General features: G+C 70.7%; 24 protein-coding genes and 1 tRNA gene. 12 read left to right on the top strand and 13 right to left on the bottom strand.

Translation table 11 applies throughout. The features are described 5' to 3' along the window. Positions 1–18 precede the first annotated feature (18 nt). On the bottom strand, positions 19–2,079 hold the full coding sequence (locus DEI85_RS14860) for an MDR family MFS transporter (RefSeq protein ID WP_111124025.1): 2,061 nt from the start codon (positions 2,077–2,079) through the stop codon (positions 19–21). Positions 2,080–2,248: 169 nt separating this feature from the next. On the opposite strand from DEI85_RS14860, the gene DEI85_RS14865 reads away from it, so the two are divergent. Then, positions 2,249–3,199 carry a phosphotransferase family protein gene (locus DEI85_RS14865; protein ID WP_111124024.1) on the top strand — a complete coding sequence of 317 codons (951 nt, stop codon included), beginning with the start codon at positions 2,249–2,251 and terminating at the stop codon, positions 3,197–3,199. A gap of 70 nt (positions 3,200–3,269) precedes the next feature. Next, positions 3,270–3,659 (top strand): hypothetical protein, encoded by a 390-nt coding sequence (locus DEI85_RS14870; protein WP_110862391.1) that lies wholly within the window; start codon positions 3,270–3,272, stop codon positions 3,657–3,659. 34 nt (positions 3,660–3,693) lie between these two features. On the opposite strand, the gene DEI85_RS14875 is transcribed toward DEI85_RS14870, so the two are convergent. Then, positions 3,694–5,151: an SPFH domain-containing protein gene (locus tag DEI85_RS14875; RefSeq protein WP_111124023.1), complete on the bottom strand. Its 1,458-nt coding sequence runs from the start codon at positions 5,149–5,151 to the stop codon at positions 3,694–3,696. A gap of 176 nt (positions 5,152–5,327) precedes the next feature. Then, the gene (gene nadE / locus DEI85_RS14880; RefSeq protein ID WP_110862399.1) at positions 5,328–6,155 is read right to left on the bottom strand and encodes an NAD(+) synthase; all 828 of its coding nucleotides are present in this window, start codon (positions 6,153–6,155) and stop codon (positions 5,328–5,330) included. A gap of 453 nt (positions 6,156–6,608) precedes the next feature. Between nadE and DEI85_RS14885 the strand changes: the two genes are divergently transcribed. After that, positions 6,609–7,046 (top strand): MarR family winged helix-turn-helix transcriptional regulator, encoded by a 438-nt coding sequence (locus tag DEI85_RS14885; RefSeq protein ID WP_111124022.1) that lies wholly within the window; start codon positions 6,609–6,611, stop codon positions 7,044–7,046. Between the two features lie 197 nt (positions 7,047–7,243). Next, complete coding sequence (locus DEI85_RS14890; protein WP_111124021.1) at positions 7,244–8,671, top strand: MATE family efflux transporter; 1,428 nt, start codon at positions 7,244–7,246, stop codon at positions 8,669–8,671. Positions 8,672–8,854: 183 nt separating this feature from the next. Here the strand turns inward: DEI85_RS14890 and DEI85_RS14895 are convergent, their stop codons facing one another. The 3 genes from DEI85_RS14895 to argG form a co-directional block, all read right to left on the bottom strand. Next, a complete protein-coding gene (locus tag DEI85_RS14895) occupies positions 8,855–9,457 on the bottom strand; it encodes a copper resistance CopC family protein (RefSeq protein ID WP_110862903.1) in 603 nt (200 codons plus the stop codon). A 41-nt stretch (positions 9,458–9,498) separates the two neighbouring features. After that, entirely contained in the window at positions 9,499–9,699 is a 201-nt protein-coding gene (locus tag DEI85_RS14900) for a hypothetical protein (RefSeq protein ID WP_110862902.1), read from the bottom strand. Positions 9,700–9,948: 249 nt separating this feature from the next. Next, on the bottom strand, positions 9,949–11,391 hold the full coding sequence (gene argG, locus DEI85_RS14905) for an argininosuccinate synthase (protein WP_042540079.1): 1,443 nt from the start codon (positions 11,389–11,391) through the stop codon (positions 9,949–9,951). A 110-nt stretch (positions 11,392–11,501) separates the two neighbouring features. On the opposite strand from argG, the gene DEI85_RS14910 reads away from it, so the two are divergent. Together DEI85_RS14910 and DEI85_RS14915 are read left to right on the top strand one after the other, a co-directional pair. Beyond that, on the top strand, positions 11,502–12,056 hold the full coding sequence (locus tag DEI85_RS14910) for an RNA polymerase sigma factor (RefSeq protein ID WP_111124020.1): 555 nt from the start codon (positions 11,502–11,504) through the stop codon (positions 12,054–12,056). After that, positions 12,053–12,973: a hypothetical protein gene (locus tag DEI85_RS14915; protein WP_111124019.1), complete on the top strand. Its 921-nt coding sequence runs from the start codon at positions 12,053–12,055 to the stop codon at positions 12,971–12,973. Before DEI85_RS14910 ends, DEI85_RS14915 begins: the two co-directional genes overlap by 4 nt. Positions 12,974–13,136: 163 nt before the next feature. Here the strand turns inward: DEI85_RS14915 and DEI85_RS14920 are convergent. From DEI85_RS14920 to DEI85_RS14940, 5 genes are all read right to left on the bottom strand, one after another. Then, positions 13,137–13,211: transfer RNA gene (locus tag DEI85_RS14920), tRNA-Arg, on the bottom strand. 13 nt (positions 13,212–13,224) lie between these two features. Then, on the bottom strand, positions 13,225–14,328 hold the full coding sequence (locus tag DEI85_RS14925; protein WP_111124018.1) for an epoxide hydrolase family protein: 1,104 nt from the start codon (positions 14,326–14,328) through the stop codon (positions 13,225–13,227). A 151-nt stretch (positions 14,329–14,479) separates the two neighbouring features. Beyond that, positions 14,480–14,974, bottom strand: a complete 495-nt coding sequence (locus DEI85_RS14930; RefSeq protein WP_027466591.1) for an HNH endonuclease — start codon at positions 14,972–14,974, stop codon at positions 14,480–14,482. A gap of 352 nt (positions 14,975–15,326) precedes the next feature. Further along, a complete protein-coding gene (locus DEI85_RS14935) occupies positions 15,327–16,313 on the bottom strand; it encodes a C40 family peptidase (RefSeq protein WP_181435531.1) in 987 nt (328 codons plus the stop codon). Positions 16,314–16,540: 227 nt separating this feature from the next. Continuing rightward, on the bottom strand, positions 16,541–17,236 hold the full coding sequence (locus tag DEI85_RS14940; protein ID WP_027466592.1) for an iron-dependent transcriptional repressor DtxR: 696 nt from the start codon (positions 17,234–17,236) through the stop codon (positions 16,541–16,543). A gap of 184 nt (positions 17,237–17,420) precedes the next feature. Here DEI85_RS14940 and serC point away from each other — a divergent pair, with 184 nt between their 5' ends. Next, positions 17,421–18,536, top strand: a complete 1,116-nt coding sequence (gene serC / locus DEI85_RS14945) for a phosphoserine transaminase (RefSeq protein ID WP_110862897.1) — start codon at positions 17,421–17,423, stop codon at positions 18,534–18,536. Positions 18,537–18,618: 82 nt separating this feature from the next. On the opposite strand, the gene DEI85_RS14950 is transcribed toward serC, so the two are convergent. Both DEI85_RS14950 and DEI85_RS14955 read right to left on the bottom strand, forming a co-directional pair. Next, positions 18,619–19,440 (bottom strand): DUF3027 domain-containing protein, encoded by an 822-nt coding sequence (locus DEI85_RS14950; protein WP_111124016.1) that lies wholly within the window; start codon positions 19,438–19,440, stop codon positions 18,619–18,621. Positions 19,441–19,444: 4 nt separating this feature from the next. Then, positions 19,445–19,822, bottom strand: coding sequence for a cold-shock protein (locus DEI85_RS14955; protein WP_017888041.1), 378 nt, complete (start codon positions 19,820–19,822; stop codon positions 19,445–19,447). A gap of 109 nt (positions 19,823–19,931) precedes the next feature. Between DEI85_RS14955 and DEI85_RS14960 the strand changes: the two genes are divergently transcribed. From DEI85_RS14960 to DEI85_RS14980, 5 genes are all read left to right on the top strand, one after another. After that, positions 19,932–20,177 (top strand): hypothetical protein, encoded by a 246-nt coding sequence (locus tag DEI85_RS14960; protein WP_035809225.1) that lies wholly within the window; start codon positions 19,932–19,934, stop codon positions 20,175–20,177. 28 nt (positions 20,178–20,205) lie between these two features. Continuing rightward, on the top strand, positions 20,206–21,972 hold the full coding sequence (locus tag DEI85_RS14965) for a helicase-associated domain-containing protein (RefSeq protein WP_110862895.1): 1,767 nt from the start codon (positions 20,206–20,208) through the stop codon (positions 21,970–21,972). A gap of 46 nt (positions 21,973–22,018) precedes the next feature. Further along, the gene (locus DEI85_RS14970) at positions 22,019–23,716 is read left to right on the top strand and encodes a DNA repair helicase XPB (protein ID WP_027466594.1); all 1,698 of its coding nucleotides are present in this window, start codon (positions 22,019–22,021) and stop codon (positions 23,714–23,716) included. Positions 23,717–23,767: 51 nt separating this feature from the next. Then, positions 23,768–24,463: a response regulator transcription factor gene (locus DEI85_RS14975; protein ID WP_017888045.1), complete on the top strand. Its 696-nt coding sequence runs from the start codon at positions 23,768–23,770 to the stop codon at positions 24,461–24,463. 79 nt (positions 24,464–24,542) lie between these two features. Then, the gene (locus DEI85_RS14980; protein WP_071244033.1) at positions 24,543–26,237 is read left to right on the top strand and encodes a sensor histidine kinase; all 1,695 of its coding nucleotides are present in this window, start codon (positions 24,543–24,545) and stop codon (positions 26,235–26,237) included. Positions 26,238–26,290: the final 53 nt, after the last annotated feature.

The raw sequence follows: 26,290 nt of genomic DNA on the forward strand, positions 1-26,290 counted from the left end.
GAAGAGGCCCGGCGTGACTCAGACCTGCGACCGACCACCCTGGACGGGGATCGAACCGGTGACCGGGGCGGTGGGCGAGCCCATCGTGTCCGCAGCCCGCACGGCCTGCGCCTCGAGGTCGTCGGCGGTGCCGGCGTCGTCCGCCTGCTCCTGCAGGGCCGAGCTCTTGCGGAGCGGCGGCGCCTTGAAGAAGAAGCTCAGGACGAACGCGAGCAGGATCACCGCGAAGCCGACCCAGTAGACGGTCACGGCCGAGGCGTTGAACCCGGACATGAACGGCCGGGTCAGGGCAGCGTCCGCACCGTTGAGGTACGACGTGTCGCTCGTCTCGGCGTTCGAGTCGCTCGAGTCGTTCGCGCCCTTGTCGATCTGCTTCGACAGTTCCGGGGCGAGCTGGTCCACCCAGTAGGTGCGCTGCGCCGAGTCCGACCAGTCGACCACGAGCCGGCCGTCCTGCACGCTGGCGTGCGCCTTTTCGGCGGCGGCGGTGAGCGCCTGCTGCTGCACGGCGTCGGGAGCCCCGGCGGTGGCCTGGGTCACCTGGTCGGTGGCGGTGTCGAGGCCGGACTGCACCTGCTGCTGGAGCGGGGTGACGATCGGGTCCCAGATCTGGTCCATGACGCCCTGGTTCGCCTTCGCGCTGGCGACCTCCGGGTCGAGCGCCGCACTGAGGGCGGGCTCGAGGTTCGACTCGTCCGCCGTGGCGTGCAGGATGTTCGTCGGCATGAGCGAGAACAGGACGGACAGCAGGACGGCGGTGCCGAGCGTGCCACCGATCTGGCGGAAGAACGTGGCGGACGACGTCGCCACACCCATGTCACGCGGCTGCACCGAGTTCTGGGAGGCCAGGGTGATGCTCTGCATGAGCTGGCCGAGCCCGAGGCCGATCAGGAACATGCCGATCATCAGGAACCACAGCGGCTTGTCGATCGTCATGAACGTCAGGACGACGTAGCCGAGCGACACCAGGGCCGTGCCGATGACCGGGAAGATCCGGTACCTGCCGGTGCGAGCCACGATCTGCCCCGAAGCGATCGAGGCGATCATCAGCCCACCGATCATCGGCAGCGTCGCGAAGCCGGACTCGGTCGGCGTCAGGCCGGTGACGATCTGCAGGTAGAGCGGGATGGTGAGCATCGCACCGAACATCGCGAAGCCGACCAGGAAGCCCAGGATGGTCGCCATCGAGAACGTGCTCGAACGGAAGAGCTTGAGCGGGATGATCGCGTCGTCCTGCATGCGGGTCTCGATCACCAGGAAGGCGACGAGGCCGAGCGCGCCGATGACGTAGCAGGCGATCGCGCTGGCCGAACCCCAGCCCCACGTGCGGCCCTGCTCCGCGACGAGGAGCAGCGGCGCGAGCGTGACGATGACCGAGGTCGCGCCCCACCAGTCGATGCGTGGCTTGGCCTTGGCCTCGCCGAACTTCGGCAGGTGCAGGAACGCGATCACCATGAGGAGCGCGGCGACGCCGATCGGCACGTTGATCAGGAACACCCAGCGCCAACCGGTGATGCCGACGATCGAGCTCGCGCCGGCGAACAGGCCACCGATGAGCGGACCGATCACGGACGAGATGCCGAAGACCGCCAGGAAGTAGCCCTGGTACTTCGCCCGCTCACGGGGCGCGAGGATGTCGCCCATGATCGCGAGCGGGAGCGACATCAGCGCACCGGCGCCGATGCCCTGGAACGCGCGGAAGGCGGCGAGCATGGTCATCGACGTCGACAGGGTCGAGAGCAGCGACCCGAGGATGAAGACCGCGATGCCGAAGATGTAGAGCGGGCGACGGCCGAAGACGTCGGAGAGCTTGCCGTAGATCGGGGTCGTGATGGTCGACGCGATCAGGTAGGCAGTCGTGACCCAGGCCTGCTGGTCGAGGCCGTGCAGGTCGTCACCGATCGTGCGGATCGCCGTGCCGACGATGGTCTGGTCGAGCGACGACAGGAACATGCCCGCCATCAGGCCGTAGATGACGAGCAGGATCTGGCGGTGCGACATGATCGGCTTGCCCGGCGTGCTCGCCGGGGAGTCCTGTCGTCCGCGCGACACCTCGACGGGTGCGGTGGCAGTGGACATGCGGGGTTCCTTACAGGGGATGTGGCGTGGTGGTCGTCGGCCTGGTCGGCACCCCGATCGAGGGTCGACCTTGCAGGCTCTGCAACTTTACACCGTCAGCACCTTTGCTGCGAGCGCAAAGTTGCCGAGTGTGCACGTTCGTGTACGGGTTCTCAGGTAGCGTCGGCGCATGGGGCGAACCACCTGGACCGATGTACCGACGACGCTGCGGGAGCAGGTGGAGGGGGTACTGGGCGGTCCGGTCCTGACCGCCGAGTCCCAGGCGGGCGGGTGGTCTCCCGGCAGCGCCGATCGGGTGACCACCGCGGCGGGGCAACGAGCCTTCGTGAAGACGGTGTCGCGCTCGCGCAACGAGGCCGCCCTCGAGCTGCACCGCCGCGAGGCCGCGGTCATGGCCCAGCTGCCGACCACCGTGCAGGCGCCACGGCTGCTCGACGCGCTCCACGCCACGGTCGACGGCGACGACTGGATCGCGCTCGTGCTCGACGACGTCGCTGGGCAGCACCCGGGCAGGCACCTCGACGGATCGGACACGGTGGCCGTGCTCGACGCACTCCACACACTGCCGCTCGCGACCGACGGGCTGGCGGCGCTCCCCCGTATCGCCGAGGACCTGCGCGGTGAGTTCGGCGCCTGGGACCGGATGCTGGCTGACGACTCGAACGCCGTCCGCGTCGCCGAGGTCATCCCGCCGCACATCCTCGGAGCCGGCCCCGCGATCGCCCGCGCGGCTTCGGGGGCAGCTGCACTCGTCGACGGCGAACACCTCGTGCACGCCGACTGCCGAGCGGACAACCTGCTCGTCGACGACGCCGGGCTCGTCTGGGTGGTGGACTGGCCCTGGGCGAGCGTGGGCGCGCACTGGCTCGACCCCCTGACCTACCTGCTCGACACGCTCGTCCGCGGCGAAGACGACGACGTCGAACACCACCTCGCCACGCACCCCGTCTTCGCCGGGGTGCCCGCCGCGACGATCGACGCTGTGCTGGCCGGGCTCGCCGGGCTGTTCTTCGAGCACGCCCTGCCCCCGGCACCGCCGAACATGCCCACCATCCGCGACTTCCAACGGCGCGAGGGTGTCGCCGCCGCCGAGTGGCTGCTCCGCCGCTGGGCCGCCTGACGGCCCGCCCGCGCGCCGGGGGACGCATCTGTCCAGGGAGCGCAGCGCACCGGAGCGTACGGTCCACCGCATGACTGATGAGCACCGCACCCCGCGTCCCGAAGACGACGCCGCGCGCCTCGGTCTCGTCGTCGTCGGAGAGGCAGCAGCCCTGCAGTCCGGCGACGAGGCGGCACTGGACGCGAGCGAGCAGAACATCCGCGAAACGATCGACGAACTGGTCGACGAACCACTGACCCCGCGGCAGGAGGAGGTCGTCGAGCGACTCGCGTCGGCCGGCGGCACGCTGACCGCCGGGCTCAGCGGCGCCCTCGCCGCCCAGAGCGGTCGCAGCGTCGACGACGTGCTCTCGGGCGCGGCCCGCAGTGTCGTCTGGCAGCAGCGGCTCGCGGACGAGCGTGAGGACGCCGGCGCACAGCAGCGCGACCCGCAGAACGAGAACGGGCGCGACGAGGGCTGATCCCCCGTCGCGCCCGCTGCAGGCACCCGCTCGGTTACTCGGCCGGCTCGACCTGGGGCACCGGCTGCTCGCGCACGACGGCGCGGGCAGCGGCCTGCCCTGTCGTGGTGCTCTTCACGATGTCGCTCAGCGTGAACCCGGCGGTGGCACCGAGCAACGCATCGACCTCGCTGAACTGACTGACGACACTCTTCGACAGCGCACCGGCGCCGTCGGAGGACACCACGGTGAGCGTGTCGATGTTGCTCATTGGTGCGGCGAGCTCGCGGGCGATGCTCGGCAGCGTCTCGATCGCCTTGACCCGGAGGACGGCCTCGGAGTGCTGCGCGAGCGCGTCGGCCTGCGCCTTGGTCGCGTCGGCCTCGGCCTGACCCTTCGCACGGATCGCGTCGGCGGCAGCTTCACCCTCGGCGCGTGAGGCGTCGGCGGCGAGCTTGCGGGCGTCCGCCTCGGCCTTCGCCTCGGCCGCGACGGCCTCTGCGGAGATCCGGCGGGCCTCGGCCTGGGCGCGTGCGGTCTCGACCTGGGCTCCAGCAGCGGCTTCGGCTTCGACGCGCGTCTTGCGCGCCTGGGCCTCGGCGACGGCGGAGACCTCGGAATCGAGCTCGGCACGGCGCAGCTCGGCACGCTTCTGCGCGGTGATCTGCTCCTGCTCGACGACGCCCTGCGCCGCACGGGCCTGGGCGAGCGGCCCGGCGGCAGCGGCTTCGGCGGAAGCGCGGTCGGCGTCGAGCTGCAGCGCCGCACGACGGATAGCCAGGGTGTTCTCGGCCTCGGCGATCGCCTGGTCGGCGGTCGCGCGGGCTTCTCGCGCTTCACGGTCGGCCTGGGCTTCGGCGTTCTCGGCCTCGAGTCGCACGCGTGCACGCTCGGCACGGCCCAGGTCGCTGATGTACTCGTTGCGGTCCGAGATGCCCTTGATCTCGAACGAGTCGACGTCGAGCCCCTGACTGTGCAGGGCGTCCTTCGCGACGTCGAGCACGGCGACGGTGAGCTGGTCGCGCTTGCGGATGATGGTCGACACGTCGGTCGCACCGATCGAGGCGCGGAGCGAACCGGACAGGACCTCGCGCGCGAAGTCGTCGATCTTCTTCTCCTGCCCGAGGAACCGCTGCGCGGCCGCCCGGATCGAGGCGTCGGTCTCGCCGACCTTGACGAGCGCGACGGCCTCGACGTCGATGGTGACACCGCGGGAGTCCTGCGCGTTGACGTTGATGTCGATCGCACGCGAGCTGAGCGACAGCTTCGCGACCTTCTCGAAGAAGGGGCGGACGAGCACGCCGGCGCCGAGCACGACCTTGATGCCGGACTCGACGGTCTCGGTGCCGTCGGCGTTCTTGACCTTGCGGGAGCGCTTGCCGGTGATGATGAGCGCTTCGTCGGCACCGGCGTTGCGGTACACGACCTTCGCGTAGATCAGCGCGATCACGGCGAGGACGATGATCCCCACGATGATCAGCGGGACGGCTCCGAGCGCGAACAGGACTTCCATGACTCCCCCTCCGGACCAGGCGGCAGCCTGGATTCCGCATCTGTTGTTCCGTTGGCTCCCATCCTAGGAGCGCACGCGGACAGCCGGAGCGCGCTGTGGAGAGATGGGGACAACAGACCGGAGGCTCGGTGCAGGATCACCTGCACCGCACCTCCGGACCGGGGTTGCGTCAGCGACTACGCGCCCGCACGCCACCACTCGTCGAAGGGCGTCGCCGGCACCTGACGCTTGTGCTCCGTCGCGCGGTAGCGCGACTCGATGGCCTCGGCGACCTCGACCGGCACGTCGTGTCCCTGCAGGTAGGCGTCGATCTCGGCGTAGGTGAGCCCGAGGTTCGCCTCGTCGGTCTGCCCGGGCAGCTCGTCGAGCAGGTCGGCGGTGGGTGCCTTCTCGTACAGGCGGGCCGGTGCGCCGAGGTGCTCGAGCAGCTGCCGCCCCTGGCTCTTCGACAGCCCGGTGAGCGGGGTGAGATCGACGCCGCCGTCGCCGTACTTGGTGAAGAAGCCCGTGACGGCCTCGGCCGCGTGGTCCGTGCCGACCACCAGCAGGCCGCGCTGCCCGGCGACCGCGTACTGGGCGACCATGCGCATGCGCGCCTTGACGTTGCCCTTCACGAAGTCGCTCAGCTCGACACCCGAGGCCGCGGTGTCCTCCATGACCCCGTCGACCCCGTGCTCGATGTTCACGGTGATGCCCGGGTCGGCCGCGATGAACTGCAGGGCGAGCTGGGCGTCGTCCTCGTCGGCCTGCACCCGGTAGGGCATGCGGACGGTCGTGAACTCCGCCGGGTGACCCTCGGCGCGGAGCGACTCGACCGCGAGCTGGGTCAGGCGGCCGGCCAGGGTGGAGTCCTGCCCGCCGCTGATGGCGAGGAGGTACCCCTTCGCCCCGGTCGTCAGCAGGTAGTCGCGCAGGAACCCGACACGACGGGCGACCTCCTGCTCCGGGTCGATGGTCGGCTGGACGTTGAGGTCCGCTGCGATGGCGGCTTGGAGTTCACGCACCACCCCAGTATCACGCCGATCCGGCTCCGTGGACCGGCAGGTTCCCGAAGACGCCGATCGGATCGACCGCGAGGTCCCGGGGCGGCGGTGACCCGATCACCACCGCCCCGGGGATCCGCGACGACCCGAACGTGTCGCGGACCCGGTGAGGCGGACGCCGGTACCCGCCGACGCCCGTCCTGGTCAGGCACGACGAACTCGTCGCGCCGGGATCGCGGTGGGTCGTCCGTGGTGTGGCACGGTGCCTCCTCCTCCGACGGGGTCCGCCGCTGATCCGCCCCCGGTGGTGAGCCGAGGGATGTGTGGGCCCGCCGAACGGGCCGAAGGCGGCTGGTGAGGCCGCTTCCTGTGCAAGTTACCAGGACCCGCGCGGCACTCGATGCCCCCGTTGTGGGGTCACTGCTCGGACCGGATCCGTTGACAGTTCGATGGCTAACAGTTAGAGTCCTGATCATGCAGGCACCGGACTTCACGACACCGCTCCAGCTCATGCGGTGGATCGGATGGGCACAGCGCAAGGGCGCCGAGGAGTGGGTCCGCGAGCGCGACCTCACCCACGAGCAGTCGTTCGTGCTCGGGTACCTGCAGGAACACCCCGGCGCCATCCAACGGGACATCGCCGAGGTCACCCGCACCAGCGCGGCCAGCGTCTCGAGTCTCCTGCAGGGGCTCGAGCGGCGTGGCCTGATCGAACGACGACCGGACGCCACGAACGGGCGGACGAAGACGGTGCACGCCACCCAGGCGGGCATCGACCTCATCGCCGGGTTCACCGACGCGATGGTCGCCCTCGACGACTCCCTGCTCGCACCGCTCGACGCGGACGAGCGTGCCACCCTGCGGCGACTGCTGCAGAAGGTGACCGCGGAACTCGCGCCGCCCACCCGCTAGCCGCACCACCCGCGCCACCGCACCGACCCGCTCCACGCACCACGCGCCTCCCGGCCGGATCCGCCGGCGCGCCCTCGCGACCCCGCGCCTTCGCGATCCCGCGACCCCGCGACCCCGCGACGCCATCGGTCGCGTGCTCCCCCTGCCGTGCCGGCGTCCGTCGGCGCGCCCACCGTCATGCCCGGAAGGGAACCGTCATGTCCTCCACCACCTCCGCTGCGGCGACGAACCGCTGGTACCTCTCCGCTGCCCCGATCGCCCGAGCCCTGGTGCACCTGTGCGTGCCGATGGCCGCCGCGATGGTCGTCAGCGCCCTGTACAACGTCATCAACGCGGGCTTCATCGGCGCCCAGCACGACACGTCCCTGCTCGCCGCGATCACCTTCGGCACGCCACTGCTCGGCCTCGTGATGGCCGTGGGCGGGGTGTTCGGCGTCGGCGGCAGCGCGTTGATGTCCCGGTTGCTCGGAGCATCGGAACACGACCCCGACAAGGCGCGGGACATCAAGCACGTCGCCTCGTTCGCACTGTGGGGCGCGGTCGTGACCGGCGCCGTGCTCGGCGTCGTCGGACTCCTGCTGCTCCGCCCGCTCGTCACCGTCCTCGGTGCCGACGCGGCAGCGGTCCCCGCCACGAGCGAGTACGTCGCCGTGATGCTCGCGTTCGTCCCCGTCCTCGCCGCGTCCTTCGCGCTCGAGCAGATCGTCCGCTCCGAGGGCGCCGCGAGGCAGGCGATGATCGGCCTGGTCCTGTCCACGGTCGGCAACCTGGTGTTCGACGTCCTGTTCATCCTGGGGCTGCACTGGGGTGTCGGCGGCGCAGCACTCGCGGTGGGCCTGGCCAACGTGGTCTCGATCGCCTACTGGGTGACCTGGCTGCAGCGGAACAGCGAGAACGTCAGCTTCGCCCCGAAGTGGTTCACCCTGCGTGCGGACGTCCTGAAGCCCGTGTTCGGGATCGGCGTCGGCGAGTTGCTGCAGTCCGCGTTCCTCATCGTCACGACACTCGTCCTCAACAACCTCGCCGCCGCCTACGGTGACGACCCGCTGGCAGCGATGGGCGTCGCGGTCCGCATCGCCCAGGTGCCGGAGTTCCTGGTGATGGGCGTGACCATCGGCGTGCTGCCGTTGCTGGCCTACGCGTTCGGCGCGGGTGACGCCGATCGACTCCGCTCCGGCCTGCGCGCCGCGGCCCTCACCGTCGGCGGCATCGTGCTCGTCTTCTCCGGCACCGTGTTCGTGTTCCGCGAGCAGGTCTTCACCATCTTCTCCGGTGACCACTCGGTGCTCGCGATCGGCATGACGATCCTGACGGCACAGCTCGTCGCCGCCGTCGTCAACGGGTTCACGGGACTGCTCACCTCGCTGTTCCAGGCGACCGGGATGGTCATGCCCGCGATGGTGCTGTCGATGGCGCAGGGCGTGCTGTTCATCCCGATCGTAATCGCCGGCAACGTGTGGTTCGGGCTCGCCGGGATCATCTGGGCACTCACCGTCACCGAGGGCATCGTGTTCGTCGCCGCCGTCGTCCTCTGGCTGGCGACGCGGGGCCGCATCGCCCGAGGCCTGGCCGAGGGCAGCGCGGCACGCGCCGACGCCGCGCTGGAGGCCGCCCCCGTGGCGTGAGGCGCGTTGCCCCCGGCGTCACGCACCGCGTGCGGACGGGAGGCCCGGTGCGGTCCGGCACCGGGCCTCCCGTCCGTTGCGTGGTCGCGTGACGTGCGCCGCGTGCGCTTCGTGAGCAGGAACGGTCGGGCGCGCGCGTGCGACCCGACCTCTTCTGCTCACGAAGTGCGCGGCCCGCGCGCGCTACGCGCTGCGACCGCGCCGCAGCAGCAGCACGACGACCGCACCGGCCACCAGGACGGCTCCGGCGCCGAGGCCGATCCACACGCCCGGCGCGATGCCCGGCGGCGTCGACGGAGCACCGTCCGAAGCTCCGGTGGCCGTCGCGGTGGCACTCGGCGTCGGCGCACCGCTCGCCGCCGTCGGGGTCGGGGTGGCACTCGCGCTCGGGGTGGACACCGGCGCAGCGGCCCGGTACTCGAACGCGAGCCTGCCCTCGATCGGGTGGCCGTCCGGCGACACGTACCGCCAGAGCACCGTGTAGCTGCCCCGGTCGAGGTCGACCGCGCGGCGCATGGTCGTCCCGGAGACCGTCACGTCTCCCGTGGCGACGTCGGCGCCGGAGGCGTCCGTCACCTGGATCCGGAGTCCGGCGTCGAGGCCGGCGAGCGGCGCCTCGGAGAAGGTCAGGTCGACGGACTCGAGCGGTCCCGTGACGACCGCCCCGTCAGCCGGGGTACTGCTGGTCAGGGCCGAGTGGGCCGACGCGGGCTGGACGCCGACGAGCGTCAGCAGTCCCGCCGCGACGATCGCCAGTGCCGCCGCGGCGGTTCGGGCTGTGCGCATGCGCAGACTCTACCGACGGTCGAGCGGCAGCCCGCTGGGGGTCAGAGCTGCTCGCCGAGGAAGTCCGCGTAGGTGGGCTCGTAGCGCGCTTCGCTGAAGCTGACGAGCTGGTGGCCGGTTCCTTCGAGCCGTTCGGCAACGAGGGCGGCGAGGTCTTCGGGGGAACGGAGGCCGTGGCGGTGCCAGGCGTTCTGGATGGTGGCGGTCATGACGACCAGCCCTTCGTTCGAGATGATGCGCATCTCGGATCCGCCCGGGTCGACCCGCTGTGCCAGACCTCACAGATCGTGAGGAGCATCGTGACGACGAGTCCCTGATGACTGACCCGGTACCTCCACGCTAGGTGTTGGGAGGCGTCGCGTCGAACGCAGTGCGCTTCTCGGCCGACCGGCCGACCGGCCGACCGCGGACGACGGACGGGAGGCCCGGTGCCAGCTGGCACCGGGCCTCCCGTCATCAGGGGGGCGCGCCCAGGGCGCGGGTCCGCTCGATCAGTCGGTGCCGGAGTCGAAGGCCGCGCCCTCGGAGGCGAGGTCCGTGCGACGACCCATCGCGTCCTCGGCGTCGGAGGCGACGATCGCGCCGCCGAGGATCTCCTCGGCCTCGCCCGCCTCGAGCTCGCCGACGAGCTCGGCCGTCGCGCCACCGATGAGGCCGGCGGCGGCGTACTGCTCGAGCCGCGAACGGGAGTCCGCGATGTCGAGGTTGCGCATCGTGAGCTGGCCGATGCGGTCGTCCGGGCCGAACGCGGCGTCGCCGACGCGCTCCATCGACAGCTTGTCCGGGTGGTACGACAGCGCGGGGCCTGTGGTGTCGAGGATCGTGTAGTCGTCACCGCGACGCAGGCGCAGCGTGACCTCGCCGGTGACGGCGGACGCGACCCAGCGCTGCAGCGACTCGCGGAGCATGAGCGACTGCGGGTCGAGCCAGCGGCCCTCGTACATCAGGCGACCGAGACGGCGGCCCTCGTTGTGGTACGAGGCGACCGTGTCCTCGTTGTGGATCGCGTTGAGCAGGCGCTCGTAGGCGATGTGCAACAGCGCCATGCCCGGAGCCTCGTAGATGCCGCGGCTCTTCGCCTCGATGATGCGGTTCTCGATCTGGTCGGAGGCACCCAGGCCGTGCCGGCCACCGATGGCGTTCGCCTCGTAGACCAGGGCGACCGCGTCGGTGTACTCGACGCCGTTGATCGCGACGGGGCGACCGGCCTCGAACCGGACGCTGACGATCTCGGTCGCGACCTCGACGTCGTCACGCCAGGCGGCGACGCCCATGATGGGCTCGACGATGTCCAGGCCGCTCGACAGCTCTTCGAGGCTCTTCGCCTCGTGCGTCGCGCCCCAGATGTTCGCGTCGGTCGAGTACGCCTTCTCGGTGGAGTCGCGGTACGGGAACCCGCGGGCGACGAGCCACTCGCTCATCTCCTTGCGGCCACCGAGCTCCTCGACGAACTCGGAATCGAGCCACGGCTTGTAGACGCGCAGGCGCGGGTTGGCCATGAGGCCGTAGCGGTAGAACCGCTCGATGTCGTTGCCCTTGTAGGTGGAGCCGTCGCCCCAGATGTCGACGCCGTCTTCCTTCATGGCGCGGACGAGCATCGTGCCCGTCACCGCGCGGCCGAGCGGCGTCGTGTTGAAGTACGTCTTGCCGCCGGAGCGGATGTGGAACGCACCGGTCTGCAGTGCGACCAGGCCCTCTTCGACCAGGGCGCTCTTCGCGTCGACCAGTCGGGCGATCTCCGCGCCGTACTCGTGGGCGCGGCTCGGGACGGCGTCGATGTCCGGCTCGTCGTACTGGCCGATGTCCGCCGTGTACGTGCAGGGGATCGCTCCCTTCTCGCGCATCCAGGCAACGGCGCAGGAGGTGTCGAGACCCCCTGAGAACGCGATGCCGACTCGTTCGCCGACGGGGAGACTGCTCAGGACCTTGGACACGGGGTCAATCGTACGGGGCCAGCAGGCTCCACTACCGTCCGGGGCGACGGTTGTGGAGAACTTGCCGCACAGAACCGGAACCGATCCTGGGCGACCGGACAATACAGGGCATGAACCAGATCACGGGGGACCGGTCCGACTGGGCCCTGGGCGTCGCCGGGGACGGCCGTGCGGTCGGTCGCCTCTTCGACCGGCACGCGGCGCGACTGCGTCGTCACGTCCGAGCGCTCGTCCCGACTCCGGACGACGCCGACGACGTGGTCGCCGTGGTGTTCCTCGAAGCCTGGCGGAAGCGGGACCGCGTCCGTTTCGTCGACGACTCGATGCTGCCGTGGCTCCTCGTCACGGCGACCAACACGGCGCACAACCTGACGCGGTCGTCTCGGCGCCACCGTTCGTTCCTCGGCAGGTTCCCGGTCGACGGTCCGGCACCCGACCCAGCGGACTCCTTCACCGACGCAGAGGCGGTGACCGCGCTCCGTGGTCTTCCGATCGCGGACCAGCGGGTCCTGTCCCTCTGCGTGCTCGAGGGGTTGAGCGAGCGTGAGGCCGCGACCGTCCTCGGCGTCCCGCCCGGCACCGTCAAGTCCCGGCTCCACCGTGCGAAGGCGCGGCTCCACAAGCAGTACTCGGCGACAGCGGAACCCCTCGGAGGCACACTGTGAACCACGACCAGATCTCCCCTCGTCTCGCAGCGATGCGCGACGCACTCGTCGCAGAGGTCGACGCGACCAGCGCCACCGGAGCGCCGCTCCGTCGACGTCGCCGACCGACCCGGGGCACGGTCCTCACGATCACGGCGGCGTTCCTGGCGGGATCGGCCGTCGCGGGCGGGATCACCGCGGCTGCCCTCCCGTCGAACGACCTGGACACCCCACTGGAGAGCGCCCTTGCGACCTCGACGCGCTACATGGTCGAGGATGCCAACCACGCCACGATCCTCGGGACTCCGGCCTTCGCGGTCACGCAGGGCGACGGCTCGTTCTCGCTCGGTGCCCGCCCCGCGGACGCCGACCGTGTGACGCTCACGTGGAAGTGCCTCGACCCAGGGACCTTCACCGTGGCCGTCGACGGGACGACCATCGACGGGCCCACCCGGTGCACCCCCGGCACGACCGGTGGGGTGAGCACGGCCGGTGAGCATTGGAAACTGTCCCCTGCGACCGGTTCCGGACACTCGGCGGCGACCATCAGCGTGACGGGCGGCGGCTCCGCCCGCTACGCCGTCTGGGCCTCGTGGGTCGAGTCTGCGCCGATCGCAGAACCCTCTGCCCAGCAGCGAGCCGAGCTCCGGGACGACCTGATCACCCTCGACGAGTACCGCGCGGCCTTCAACCGGCTCGAGGCTTGTCTCACGCAGGCGGGACACCCGATGGACGACGTCCCGCTCTCGTGGTTCGCGAACGGGTCCTGGACGAGCCGACCGGTGGGCACGGGCCCCTGGTACCTGTACTCGACGCCGGCCGAGGGCCTCGAGGTGTTCGACACCCAGTGCTACCCGCGGGAGTTCGGCCAGGTCGACGCGCTCTGGCAGGCGGAACACCCCATGCCGGAGGACCCGCCGGCCCAGCCGGTTGGATGATGCACCACGGCGCGGAGACTCCTGCGACCGAGGAAGGGAACGAGGTGACCACCGAAGCCTTCGACGTCCGGACGAATCGCAGCGACTCTCGGTCTTCGCCACCATGCTGGCCGCTGCTCGGGACCTGCCCGACCACGAACGACCCGAGACACTGGAATCCTGCTGGTGCCCCTGGAGGGACTCGAACCCCCAACCGTTTCCTTAGGACGGAACTGCTCTTCCATTGAGCTACAGAGGCTGGCCCGTCCACTCTAGCGGCGGAAGCCCTGCAGGAACGCGTGCAGTTCGTCGACGAACAGGTCGGGCTGCTCGAACGGCGCGAAGTGCCCACCGCGGTCGAGTTCGTGGTGGAACACGAGGTTCGTGGTGCGCTCGAGCCACTCCCGCGGCGCCCGCACGATGTCGCCGGGGAAGATCGAGAACCCGGACGGCACCTCGACCCGTCGCTCCAGCTGCTCTGCCGGGATCGCCGCGTTCGCGTGGTACATCCGCATCGCCGACCCGATCGTGGCGGTCGCCCAGTACTCGGTCAGCAGCGCCAGGACCTCGTCGCGCGTGTAGACCGACCACAGGTCCCCGTCGCAGTCGCTCCACGCCCGGAGCTTCTCGACGATCCAGGCGGCGAGCCCCGCGGGCGAGTCGTTCAGCCCGACGGCGGCGGTCTGCGGCTTCGTCCGGTGCAGCATCGCGTAGGCACCCTCGGCGGTGCGCCACCGATCGGTCGCGGCGACGAACTCCCGCTCGGCCGCGGACAACGTCGACGCATCCAGCCCTGGCCAGGCGAGCCCGCCGTCGATGCGGTGCACGGCGACGACCCGGTCGGGGTGGTCGAGCGCCAGGTACCGGGCGACGTGCGTGCCGATGTCGCCACCGGACACCGCGAACCGCTCGTACCCGAGGTCCGTCATCAGCGTCGCCCACATGCCGGCCACCTGCCGGGCGTCGAGCACCTGCGGCGGTGCATCCGAGAAACCGTAGCCCGGCATGTCCGGCACGACGACGTCGTACCCGGCGTCGACGAGCATCGGCAGCACCTTGCGGTACCGCCACCCGGAGTCCGGCCAGCCGTGCGCGAGCAGGACCGGCAGGGCGTCGGGCCGCGGAGCGCGGGCGTGCAGGACGTGGATCCCGATGCCGTCGACGACGACACGGCGCGAGGGCAGCGCGGCGAGCTCGGCACGGTGCGCGTCGAAGTCGAACCCGTCGGCCCAGTACTCGACGAGCGGGCGCAGGACGTCGAGGTCCACGCCGAGCGTCCAGCCGACCCCGGCGGGGGCGTCCGGCCAGCGCGTGGCACGCAGCCGAGCGCGCAGGTCGTCGATGGTCGCGTCGTCGATGTGCGGTGTCTCGCCCATGTCGGCGACGCTAGTCAGCGCCACCGACAGGCGGACTGGAGGCCCGTGACGGCGTCACCACGGGCCTCCAGTCCGTCACATGCTGTGGAGCAACGGTCGGGTCGGCCTGATCGGCCCGACCATTGCCGAACACGAAACGCGGCGGCGGCCGCTACGCGGCCACGAGGTACTCGTCCCACTCCGCCTGCGGACGCTCGATGCCGCGCACGACCCACGAGGATCCGTGCGGCACCTTCGGCGGGAACCGGAGGCGCCACCCCATCTCCTGCGGGGTGCGGTCGCCCTTGGTGTTGTTGCAGGCCAGGCAGCAGGCGACGAGGTTCTCCCAGGAGTCCTGCCCACCGCGCGACCGCGGCTGCACGTGGTCGATGGTGGTGGCGTGCCGGCCGCAGTAGGCACAGTGGTTGCCGTCCCGACGCAGCACGCCGCGACGGGACACCGGCACGAGCCTGGAGTGCGGGATGCGCACGTAGCGGGTGAGGATGATGACGGACGGACGGTCGTAGCTCGACGTCGACCCGGTGACCGGGTGTTCGACGTCGGCGGCGACGATGGCGGCCTTCTGGTTCATGACCAGCACGAGGGCTCGTCGGAACGAGATCACCGCGAGGGGCTCGTAACCGGCGTTGAGGACGAGAGTGCGCATGGGTTCCCTTCCGACGTGCCTGGACGGCTTCCAGGCGCTGCGGGTGCGTCGGACCGACGACGCGAACGGGTGAGGACGACCTGTTCACACCCCTGGAACCACGAAGAGCACCACCCGGATGGGCAGTGCTCTCGTCATGCAGGGGCGTGCTCGTGCACGCAGGCTGTGCTCGACCATATGTCGACGCGCGCGCGCCGACCCATGGTGCGGGTCGTGCGGAACATCGACATGAGGGTCTCCTGTTCGCGCCGGTGCGGACCGGTGCAGCGTCAGGTTAACCCAGAAACCGGCCCGGCACGAGGGTGCGCGGGCCGGTTCCGGTGAAGTTCACACGCCGGAAGGGCAGTGGTCGTCAGATGCCGAACCGGACGATGTGGTAGTCGCTGGTCCAGATCGGACGGATCTGCACGGAGCCACCGGGCTTCGGGGCGTCCATGATCATGCCGTTCCCCATGTAGAAGCCGTCGTGCGCCTCGTTGTTGAAGATGACGACGTCACCGGGCTGCGCCTCGGACTCGGGGATCGTGGTGCCGGCCTGGTCCTGCAGCGGCACCGAGTGCGCGAGGTTGATGCCGTACTGGGCGTACACGAACATGATGTAGCCCGAGCAGTCGAAGCCCGACGGGTCCGCGCCACCGAAGACGTACGGGGTGCCGATGTACTGCTTGGCGGTGGCGACCACGGCCGGCAGCGAGAACGGGGTGTCGGCGGCGGACGAGCTGGCCGCGTACTCGGCGGCGGTGGGCCCGGTGTACGAGGAGTACTGCTTCGCGGTCGCGGCGCGGGCGGTCTGGGTCTGCTCGGCCTGCTCGGCGGCTTCCTTCGCTGCGGCGGCCTGGTCGGCGGCGGCCTGCTTGGCGGCCTTCTCGGCGTCGAGCGTCGCGGTGGAGGTCGCGCCGTAGCCGTCACGGCTCGTGTCGGCCAGTGCCACGGCGTCGGAGACCGACAGCTCCTGGCTCTGCGTGGCACGGGCCTGCCGCTGGGCGTCGGCGACGGCGGTCGAGTTGGTGGAGGTCGTCGCGGCGAAGGCCGGGGCGACGGCGACGGTTCCGAACATGCCGGCGGCCACGGTGAGGACGACCGGCGCGAGGAACTTGCGCTTGCGCGACGACGAGCTGGCCTTGGCGGTGTTCGCTGCGGCCGCGGCCTGCGCGGCACGACGACCACCGGGCAGCGGGGCGGAGCGCACCGGCACGACCTTGCGGACCGGGCGGCCCTCGGCCTCGCGCACGGCCCGCCGGGTGAGCGGGGCGGTGGTGGCGTTCTCGGTGTTCGTCGGGTTCGCGGGCGTCTGGTCGTCCGCGGCGGTACCGGTCTGCGTCAAGAGGTGGGTCTCCAACGTCTCGTCATCACGCCGCCGTGGGTGTCCGGCGGTGTGCAACCCCATCCGTTCGTCATCGTTTCCGATCGAGGCAGGAGACGGGTTCGAGACGTCCTGCCACGGGTCTCCGGCTCAGGGGCAGCGCGGCGACTCGGACGAGTGTACGGAGGCGTCGTTACCGTGTCGAGACCAAACGCCCCGTGGGTAACGAAACGGTAAAGACTCTCAGGGACGACCAGGAACGGTCAGTCCCGCTCGATGTAGACGTGCTGCGCGACCTCGATGGGCAGCTCGATGCCCGAGTCCTCGCCCTCGACGCGGACCGCGACGTAGGCACCCGCGCGCTGCACGCTCGCCATGCGCCCGGGCATAACCCCGGCGGTGCGGAGCTGGTGCAGGAGCTCCGGCTCGAACTGCACCGGCTCGCCCAGGCGTCGGACGACCCCGGTCGTGACGGCGTCGGTGCCCTCGGTCGCGGCGACGATGTTCTGGACGCCGTCGAGGAACCCGGCGGCCGCGGGGCCTCCGATCTCGGCCAGTCCGGGGATCGGGTTGCCGTAGGGCGACTCGGTCGGGTTGCCGAGCATCTCGAGCAGGCGGACCTCGACCTGCTCGCTCATGACGTGCTCCCACCGGCAGGCCTCGTCGTGCACGAAGGCCCAGTCGAGCCCGATGACGTCGGCCAGCAGGCGTTCGGCCAGACGGTGCTTGCGCATCACGTGGGTGGCGCGGGAACGACCTTCGTCGGTGAGCTCCAGGTGGCGGTCACCGGAGACGACGACCAGGCCGTCGCGCTCCATGCGGGCGATGGTCTGTGAGACCGTCGGGCCCGAGTGTCCGAGGCGCTCGGAGATGCGCGCGCGCAGCGGCACGATCGCCTCTTCCTCGAGGTCGAGGATGGTGCGAAGGTACATCTCCGTGGTGTCGACGAGATCGGTCACGGTCCGCCTCTCATGTCTGGGCCCAGCGCCGACCACACTACTTGTTCGCACCGACGAACACCGACCGGCGCCCGGACGCACGTGAGAACGGGTCATCCGACGCGGTGGACGAGCGGGCCGAACCCTCCCCGTCCGGCCGGTACACGGGCTCGGGCAGGCGGATCGTCGTCGTTAGGATCGGTGCATGGCAGACATCGTCATCCCGGCCGAACTCCTCCCCACCGACGGTCGCTTCGGCTGCGGACCGTCGAAGATCCGCGGCGCACAGCTCGAGTCCCTCGTGACGCGCGGCGCCACGATCCTCGGCACCTCGCACCGCCAGAAGCCCGTCAAGGACCTGGTCGGCAGCGTCCGCTCCGGCCTCGCCGACCTGTTCCAGATCCCCGAGGGCTACGAGGTCGTCCTCGGCAACGGCGGCTCGACCGCGTTCTGGGACGCCGCCGCGTTCGGCCTCATCGAGCGCCGTGCCGAGAACCTGTCCTTCGGCGAGTTCGGGTCGAAGTTCGCCAAGGCCGCAGCGGCCCCGTGGCTCGAGGCCCCGCACGTCGTCGAGGCACCGGGCGGCTCCCTCGCCGCACTCGAGCCGGTGGAGGGCGTGGACGTCTACGCCTACCCGCACAACGAGACCTCGACCGGCGTCATGGCCCCGGTCGTCCGCGCGACCGGTGACGCCGGCGCCCTCACCGTCGTCGACGCGACCAGCGCCGCCGGTGGTGCCCTGTTCGACGTCAGCGCCACCGACGTCTACTACTTCGCCCCGCAGAAGAACTTCGCCTCGGACGGCGGGCTCTGGCTCGCGCTGCTCTCCCCCGCCGCGATCGAGCGGATCGAGCGCATCGCCGCCTCCGACCGGTACATCCCGGAGTTCCTGTCGCTCAAGAACGCCGTCGACAACTCGCGCCTGAACCAGACCCTGAACACCCCGGCGATCTCCACGCTGCTGCTCCTCGACGAGCAGGTGCGGTGGATGAACGAGTCCGGGGGCCTGGCGTGGGCGGACCTGCGAACCAAGACCTCGTCGTCGACGATCTACGACTGGGCCGAGGCCAGCGACTGGGCGACCCCGTTCGTCACCGACCCTGCCGCTCGCTCCCAGGTCGTCGCCACGATCGACCTCGACGACTCGATCGACGCCAAGGCCGTGGCCGCGACCCTGCGCGCGAACGGCATCGTCGACACCGAGCCGTACCGGAAGCTCGGCCGCAACCAGCTGCGCGTCGCGACGTTCACCGCGATCGACCCGGACGACGTCGCGAAGCTCGTGCGCGCGATCGACTTCACGATCGACGCCCTGCGCTGACGTCGGGGACACCCGCCGGAACGAGGACGGGCCCGGCACCACCGGATCGGTGGTGCCGGGCCCGTTCGTCGGTCCGGGTGGGTCAGGCGCGGTGGAAGCCCGGGTCGGCCTCGCCGGCGTCGAGCTGGTCGACCTCGAGATCGGCGTCCGGCTCGAACGGCTGCACGCGGCGGGCACGGCGACGACGGGGCGGTTGCGGGGCCTCGTCCTCGGTGTCGGTGTCGGTGTCGGTGTCGCTCACATCGGCGAGCGCATCGACGTCCACACCCTCGATGTCGTCGTCGTCCGACTCGTCGAGGTCGTCCTCGTCGGCGTCGAACTCGTCGTCATCGTCGTCGTCCGACTCGTCGTCGTCCTCGTCGTCCTCGTCGTCATCCGAGTCGTCGTAGTCGTCGTCCTCGTCCGAGTCCTCGTCGTCCGACTCGTCGTCGTCTTCGTCGTCTTCGTCGTCTTCGTCGTCTTCCGACTCGTCGTCGTAGTCCTCGTCGTCGGAGTCCTCGTCCGACGCGTCCTCGGCACCGTCCGCACCCTCGTGCTCCTGCGCGGCCCGGTACTCGGCCAGTCGCTCGGACCACGGCACCCACTCGGGCGCCACGAGCGAGCCGTCCCCGGGCATCAGCTCGACCTCGAGCACGGTCGGCTCGTCGTCGCCGACCTTGGCGACGCTGACGGTCCACCGCCACCCGGGGTAGCCGGGCAGCCGGTTGGCGAACAGGACGGACACGACGCCGTCCCCTTCGTCCACCGTGCCGACGGGCGCGCCGACGGTCGACTCCGGGGTGACCTCGAGCAACGCCTCGCGCGCCAGGTCGGTGTAGTCGATGGACGCTGCGTCGATGGACGCTGCGTCGATGGACGCCGCGTCGGGAGCCGTCTCGGCCCCTGCTGTCTCGGACTCGGTCATGGGGTCACGCCTCCAACTGGTCTGCGACGTGCCGCAGGATGGCGGCGATGCGATCGCCGTTCTTCGGGTAGCGGCCGTGGCGGAGGTCTCCGCTGATCCGGTCGAGTTCCTTCACCAGGTCCTCGACGATCACGGCCATGTCGTCCGCGGAGCGACGGGTCATCCGCGACAGCGACGGCTGGGGCTCGAGCAGCCGCACGGACAACGCCTGCGACCCCTTCTTGCCCTGGACGACGCCGTACTCCAGCCGCGTGCCGGCCTTGACGGTCACGACGCCGTCGGGCAGCGAGGACGCGTGCAGGAACACCTGGTCGCCGTCGTCTCCGGTGATGAAGCCGAAGCCCTTGTCGTCGTCGTAGAACTTGACCTTGCCGGTGGGCATGCGTGGACTCCTCGAGGTCGTGGTACGGCCGTGGTGCGTCGGATATCCTGGGTCGATGGCCAAGCCGACCCGATCAACCGGGAACCCGCAGGACTCCGCAGAACCCCCGGTGACGTTCAATCGTACCGAACGCGCTCTGGCGTTCATGATCGGTGGGATCATCATCCTCGGCTTGCTCTGCTTCGTCGCGATGATCATCATGTGGCTCACCGCGCCTGCCGCCCAGGGTGCGATGCCGTGGCCGGTGGTCATGGCGATCCCGCTGTTCGGCTTCCCGATCGCCATGGTGCTGGTCTTCACGCTCCTCGGCATCACCTGGACACGTCGCGCACGAGCGAACCGGACGGCTCGCTGACGTCCGCCCCGGACGCTGGCACCGGACGATGACGACCACCGCCGACCTCGCCGCCCGACTCCGGGCGATGCCGGACGACGCACTCGAGCGCCTCGTCGCGGCGAGGCGACTCCCCACCGCTGCACTCGCCGAGACCGGCCCGCAGCGCATCACCGACTTCTTCGACCTGGCCGAGGCGCTCCGCAGCGACGACGCCGTGGACGCCGCCGTCGAGCACCTGCCGCGCGCGACGATCCTCGCGCTGCGGGACGGCGGCGCCGTCGACGCGCTCGGCCCCGCGATCGAACTCGGCCTCGCCGACGAGGACGGCGCGGTCGACGACGCGGTCGCCGCACGCGTGGCCGCCCACCCCGACCTCACCTCGCTCGACGAGCAGCCTGGAGGCCCGGAGCAGGTCCGCCCCGTTGCTCCCGCCCTCGACGCCGCGGCGCTCGAGCGTGCGCGCACCACCGGCGCGGAGCAGGCGTTCGCCACGATGACCGTGCTCGCCGAGCTGCTGCGGGCGGTCGACGCCGGCGCGGTCCGCGAACTCGTCAAGGGCGGGATCGGCATGCCGCTCGCCCGCACCCTCGCCGAGCGCATCGGCACCGACGCCGAGCTCGTCGCCGGCCGCCTGGCCCTGCTCGACGACATCGGGTTCGCCGACCCCGACACCGGACGCTGGATCGTGACCGACGCCGGGCACGCCTGGTTGCTCGCCGGCTGGCCCGAGCGCTGGATGTCACTGGTGGCGGCGTGGTCGGACACGCTCCCGCCCGCCGTGCACCAGGTGCTCGAGCTGGCCGACGGGGACCTGCGCGACCTCGTGCCGCTCGGGCGTTGGGCGTACCCGGCGGGGTCCCGCTGGCTCGACGCCCTGCTGCTCGACGTCGCCGGCACCGCGGCGTCGCTCGGCCTGGCGGTCGACGGCATCGTCACGAGCACCGGCCGGGCGCTCCTCGACGGAGACGCCGAGCAGGCCGCCGACGACCTGCCGGGCACCGTCGAGCGGGTCTACCTGCAGCACGACCTCACCGTCATCGCACCGGGGCCGCTCGCGCCGGTGGACGACGACGCCCTGCGCACCGTCGCCGTCCTCGAGGCACCGGGGCTCGCGGCGCGCTACCGCATCTCCGAGGACACCCTGCGCGCGGCGTTCCGGGCCGGGCACTCCCGCGACGACCTGCTGTCCCTGCTCGGACGGCTGTCGGCCACCGGGATCCCGCAGCCCCTCGCCTACCTGATCGACCAGGTGGCCGGACGCGACGGCAGCATCGTCGTCGACCGGGGGCCGGGCGGCGTCGGGACCGAGGTCCGCGGCACCGCCGACCAGCTGGACCTCGTCGGGGTGGACGCCGAGCTCCGGCAGCTCGCGTGGGAGCGGCCCGACCTGACGACACTGACCACGCGCTACCCGCCGCACGTCGTGCACACCGCACTCGAGGACCAGCGCTACCCGGCCGTCCTGACGACCGCAGCCCGCCCCGAGGCGCACCACGGGCCTCCCGGCCGGCGCAGCCCCACCGGGCGCTCGCCGGAACAGTCGGCGCACGCACTCGTCGAACGGCTCCGCCTGACGACGCAGCGCGGCGACGCGGAGCCGGAGCAGGAGTGGCTCGGTCGGCAGATCGACCTGGCCGTGCGCGGACGCACGCCGATCCGCGTGACCGTCCGGATGCCGGACGGCTCGGAGCGGCCGTTCTCGATCGTGCCGACCTCGGTCGCGGCCGGACGCGTCCGCGGGCGGGACACGGCCGTCGACGTCGAACGCACCCTGCCGCTGTCGCTCGTCGTGTCGGTCGAGAGCGACGCGTGAGCCGCGGTCACCCGCGCGCAGGTGCCGACGGCTAGGCTGGCAGGTCATGAACGGACCGCTGATCGTGCAGAGCGACCGCACCGTGCTCCTCGAGGTCGCGCACCCCGACGCCGAGGACGCACGCCACGAGCTCGCCGCCTTCGCCGAGCTCGAACGCGCTCCCGAGCACGTGCACACCTACCGGATCACCCGCCTCGGACTCTGGAACGCGCGCGCCGCGGGCCACGACGCCGAGGCGATGATCGACACCCTGGAACGCTTCGCGAAGTTCCCCGTGCCGCAGAGCGTCACGGTCGACATCCGCGACACGGTCTCGCGCTACGGACGGCTCGTCATCCGTCGCGAGGAACGGCCCGACGCTCCCGTGATCGCGAACTCCCCCACCGAGGAACTCGAGCGGCTGCCGCTCCTGCTGCTCACCGCCGAGGACCCGTCGGTGCTGGCCGAGGTCATCCGGTCGAAGCGCATCAAGCCGTTGCTCGGTGACATGCGGTCCTCGACCGAGGTCGAGCTGCAGCCGTGGGCGCGGGGGCAGATCAAGCAGGAGCTCGTGAAGCTCGGCTGGCCGGCGGAGGACCTGGCGGGCTACACCCCTGGCCAGCCGCACCCGATCGACCTGGACACGGCCGAGTGGCACATGCGGCCGTACCAGGAGCAGGCCGTCGACACGTTCTTCGCCCAGGGCTCCGGCGTCGTCGTCCTGCCCTGTGGTGCGGGCAAGACGCTCGTCGGCGCCGGGGCGATGGCGACCGTCAAGGCGACCACGCTCATCCTCGTGACGAACACCGTCTCGGCGCGGCAGTGGCGCACCGAGCTCCTCAAGCGCACGACCCTGACGCCGGAGGACATCGGCGAGTACTCGGGCAGCGTCAAGGAGATCCGGCCGGTCACGATCGCGACCTACCAGATCCTCACCGCCCGCCGGAAGGGCGAGTACACGCACCTGTCGCTCCTCGATGCCCTCGACTGGGGCCTCATCGTCTACGACGAGGTGCACCTGCTGCCCGCGCCGGTGTTCAAGCTGACCGCGGACCTGCAGGCCCGCCGGCGCCTGGGCCTCACGGCGACGCTCGTGCGCGAGGACGGCCGCGAGGGCGACGTCTTCTCGCTCATCGGGCCGAAGCGGTACGACGCCCCGTGGAAGGAGATCGAGGCGCAGGGCTACATCTCGCCGGCCTCCTGCTACGAGGTCCGCATCGACCTGCCGCACCAGGACCGCCTGGAGTACGCGGCGTCGAGCGACGACGAGCGCTACCGGCTCGCCGCGACGTCCCCGGCCAAGACCCCGGTGGTGCGGGAACTCATCGAGAAGCACCGCGGGGAGCAGATCCTGGTGATCGGGCAGTACATCGACCAGCTCGACGAACTGGCTGCGTCGCTCGACGCCGCGGAGATCACGGGGGCGACCCCGGTCGACGAACGGGAGCGGCTGTACGACGCGTTCCGGTCCGGCGAGGTCGACGTGCTCGTCGTCTCGAAGGTCGCGAACTTCTCGATCGACCTGCCCGACGCGACCGTCGCCATCCAGGTCTCCGGCTCGTTCGGGTCGCGGCAGGAAGAAGCGCAGCGACTCGGCCGGCTCCTCCGCCCGAACAAGGACGGCCTGCCCGCGTCGTTCTACACGCTCGTGGCCCGGGACACCGTCGACCAGGACTTCGCGCAGAACCGGCAGCGGTTCCTGGCGGAGCAGGGCTACTCCTACACGATCCTGGATGCCGATCAGGTCCAGACGCCCGTGGGCTGACGCACGAACCGCTCTCAGGAAACCCCGAGGGAACAGTCAGAAGATAGGACCATGAGCGATGGCCCCAAGATCCTGATCGTCGACGACGAGCCGAACATCCGCGACCTCCTGACGACCTCGTTGCGCTTCGCCGGCTTCGCCGTGCGTGCGGTGGGCAACGGGGCACAGGCGATCTCCGCCGTGCTGGAAGAAGAGCCGGACCTCATCATCCTCGACGTGATGCTGCCCGACATGAACGGCTTCGGCGTGACCAAGCGCCTGCGTTCCTCGGGCTACACCTCGCCGATCCTGTTCCTGACGGCGAAGGACGACACCGAGGACAAGATCACCGGCCTCACCGTCGGCGGCGACGACTACGTCACCAAGCCGTTCTCGCTCGACGAGATCGTCGCCCGCATCAAGGCCATCCTCCGTCGCACCATGAACGACGAGGAAGACGCGATCATCCGCGCCGGCGAGCTCACGATGGACCAGGACACCCACGAGGTCACGATCGGCGACGCGCAGATCGAGCTCTCGCCCACCGAGTTCAAGCTGCTCCGCTACCTCATGCTCAACCCGAACCGCGTGCTGTCCAAGGCGCAGATCCTCGACCACGTGTGGGAGTACGACTTCAACGGCGACGCTGGGATCGTCGAGAGCTACATCTCGTACCTGCGCCGCAAGCTCGACCAGTACTCCGCTGAGCCGATCATCCAGACCAAGCGCGGCTTCGGGTACATGTTGAAGGCGTCCAAGGCTTCGTAGGGGCCGGAGCCCCGCGGGGCTCGACTTCACGGCGGTCGTCCGGTTTCACCGGGCGGCCGCTGTCTATCGTTGGGGCAGCATGCACACGCGAATGAACCACTGGTGGGACGGGATCTCCCTGCGCACCAAGATCACCGGGATCACGGTGCTCCTCGTCGCGCTCGGATTGCTCGTCGCCGGACTCGGCACGATGACGGTGCTGTCCACCTACCTCATGCAGCAGCTCGACAACACGGTCAAGCAGACGACCGAGCAGCTCGAGGGCCAGAACATCAGTGACGGCGAGCAGTACTGCAAGCTGTCCGTCGTGGTGTCGCAGAGCGCCTACGTCGCCGCGTACGACGCCGACGGCGACCGGATCTGCCAGACGAAGGCGTCGAGCCGACCTGACGTCCGTGAAGCCACCCTGGTCGAGGCCTCGCAGTCGAACCAGCGCATCTCGCTCTACGACAGCCAGCACAACCACGAGTGGCGCGCCCAGATCATCCCGGCGTCGCTGCAGAACCAGTCCGACGGCACCACCGAGACCGGCTACGTGCTCATCGCCGTCTCCAGTGCCGGCACCGACGAGACGATCGGCAAGTTCACCGCGATCTTCCTCGGGTTCGGTGCCTCGGTCATCCTGCTCGGCGCCATGCTCACCCGTCTGCTCGTCACCGCGACCTTCGACCCGCTGCGCGACGTCGAGGACACCGCTGCCCGGTTCGCCGCGGGTGACTTCAACCAGCGCCTCGAGGCCGACACCCCGAACACCGAGGTCGGCCGACTCAACCGCTCCCTCAACGTCATGCTCGAGCGGATCGACTCCGCGTTCGAGGACCGTGAGCGCACCATCGCCCAGATGCGCCGGTTCGTCGGGGACGCCTCGCACGAGCTCCGCACGCCGCTGGTGTCCCTGCGCGGGTACGCCGAGCTGTACCGGATGGGTGCCCTGCGCAAGGAAGAGGACGTCGCCCAGGCGATGGAGCGCATCGAGAAGGAAGCGCAGCGGATGGGCCTGCTCGTGCAGGACCTGCTGCAGCTCGCCCGCATCGACGAGTCGAAGCCGCTCGAGCTCGGCCCGGTGGACCTCGTCGCCATCGCACGTGACTCGGCGCTCGACACGATGGCCTCCAACCCCGACCGCGAGATCCAGGTCCTCGTCGAGGACTCCCTGACCGGCGAGAGCGTGCCCCAGGCCGTCCGTCCGTCGGCGTCGTCGTCCATCGGCTCCCCGGACTCCGGCGAAGCACCGCCCGTGTCGCCCACCTCGGCGAACACCACCGGGCCGATCGCGTTCTCGCGCCAGACCATCGCCCGACTCCGAGCCCGTCGCACCCGCGCCATGAACATCGACGCCGGTGCCGCGCCGACCGACGAGACCACGCCGCTGCCCACGGTCGTGCTGCCGAAGCGCCCGCCGATCGTCCTGGCGGAAGAGAACAAGATCCGCCAGATCGTCACGAACCTGATGGGCAACGCCATGCGGTTCACGGCGAACGACGACCCGATCGAGATCGGCATCGGCGTGGACGACGAGCGCGGCATGGCACACCTCGACGTGATCGACCACGGTGAGGGCATCCCGCCGCAGCTGCGCGAGAAGATCTTCCAGCGCTTCTGGCGTGCGGACACGTCCCGCGCCCGGGACACCGGCGGCTCGGGCCTCGGGCTCGCCATCGTGTCCGGCATCGTCGCGGCGCACCACGGCTCCGTCGAGGTCTTCGACACCGAGGGCGGCGGCGCCACCTTCCGCGTCTGGCTCCCCCTGCTCCCCCGCGACTTCTCCGCCTGACCCGCGCGGGCCGTACGGCCCATACGTCCCGGGTGTCCCGGGCGTCCCGGGTG

The organism is Curtobacterium sp. MCBD17_026, assembly GCF_003234895.2.
GTDB lineage: Bacteria > Actinomycetota > Actinomycetes > Actinomycetales > Microbacteriaceae > Curtobacterium > Curtobacterium flaccumfaciens.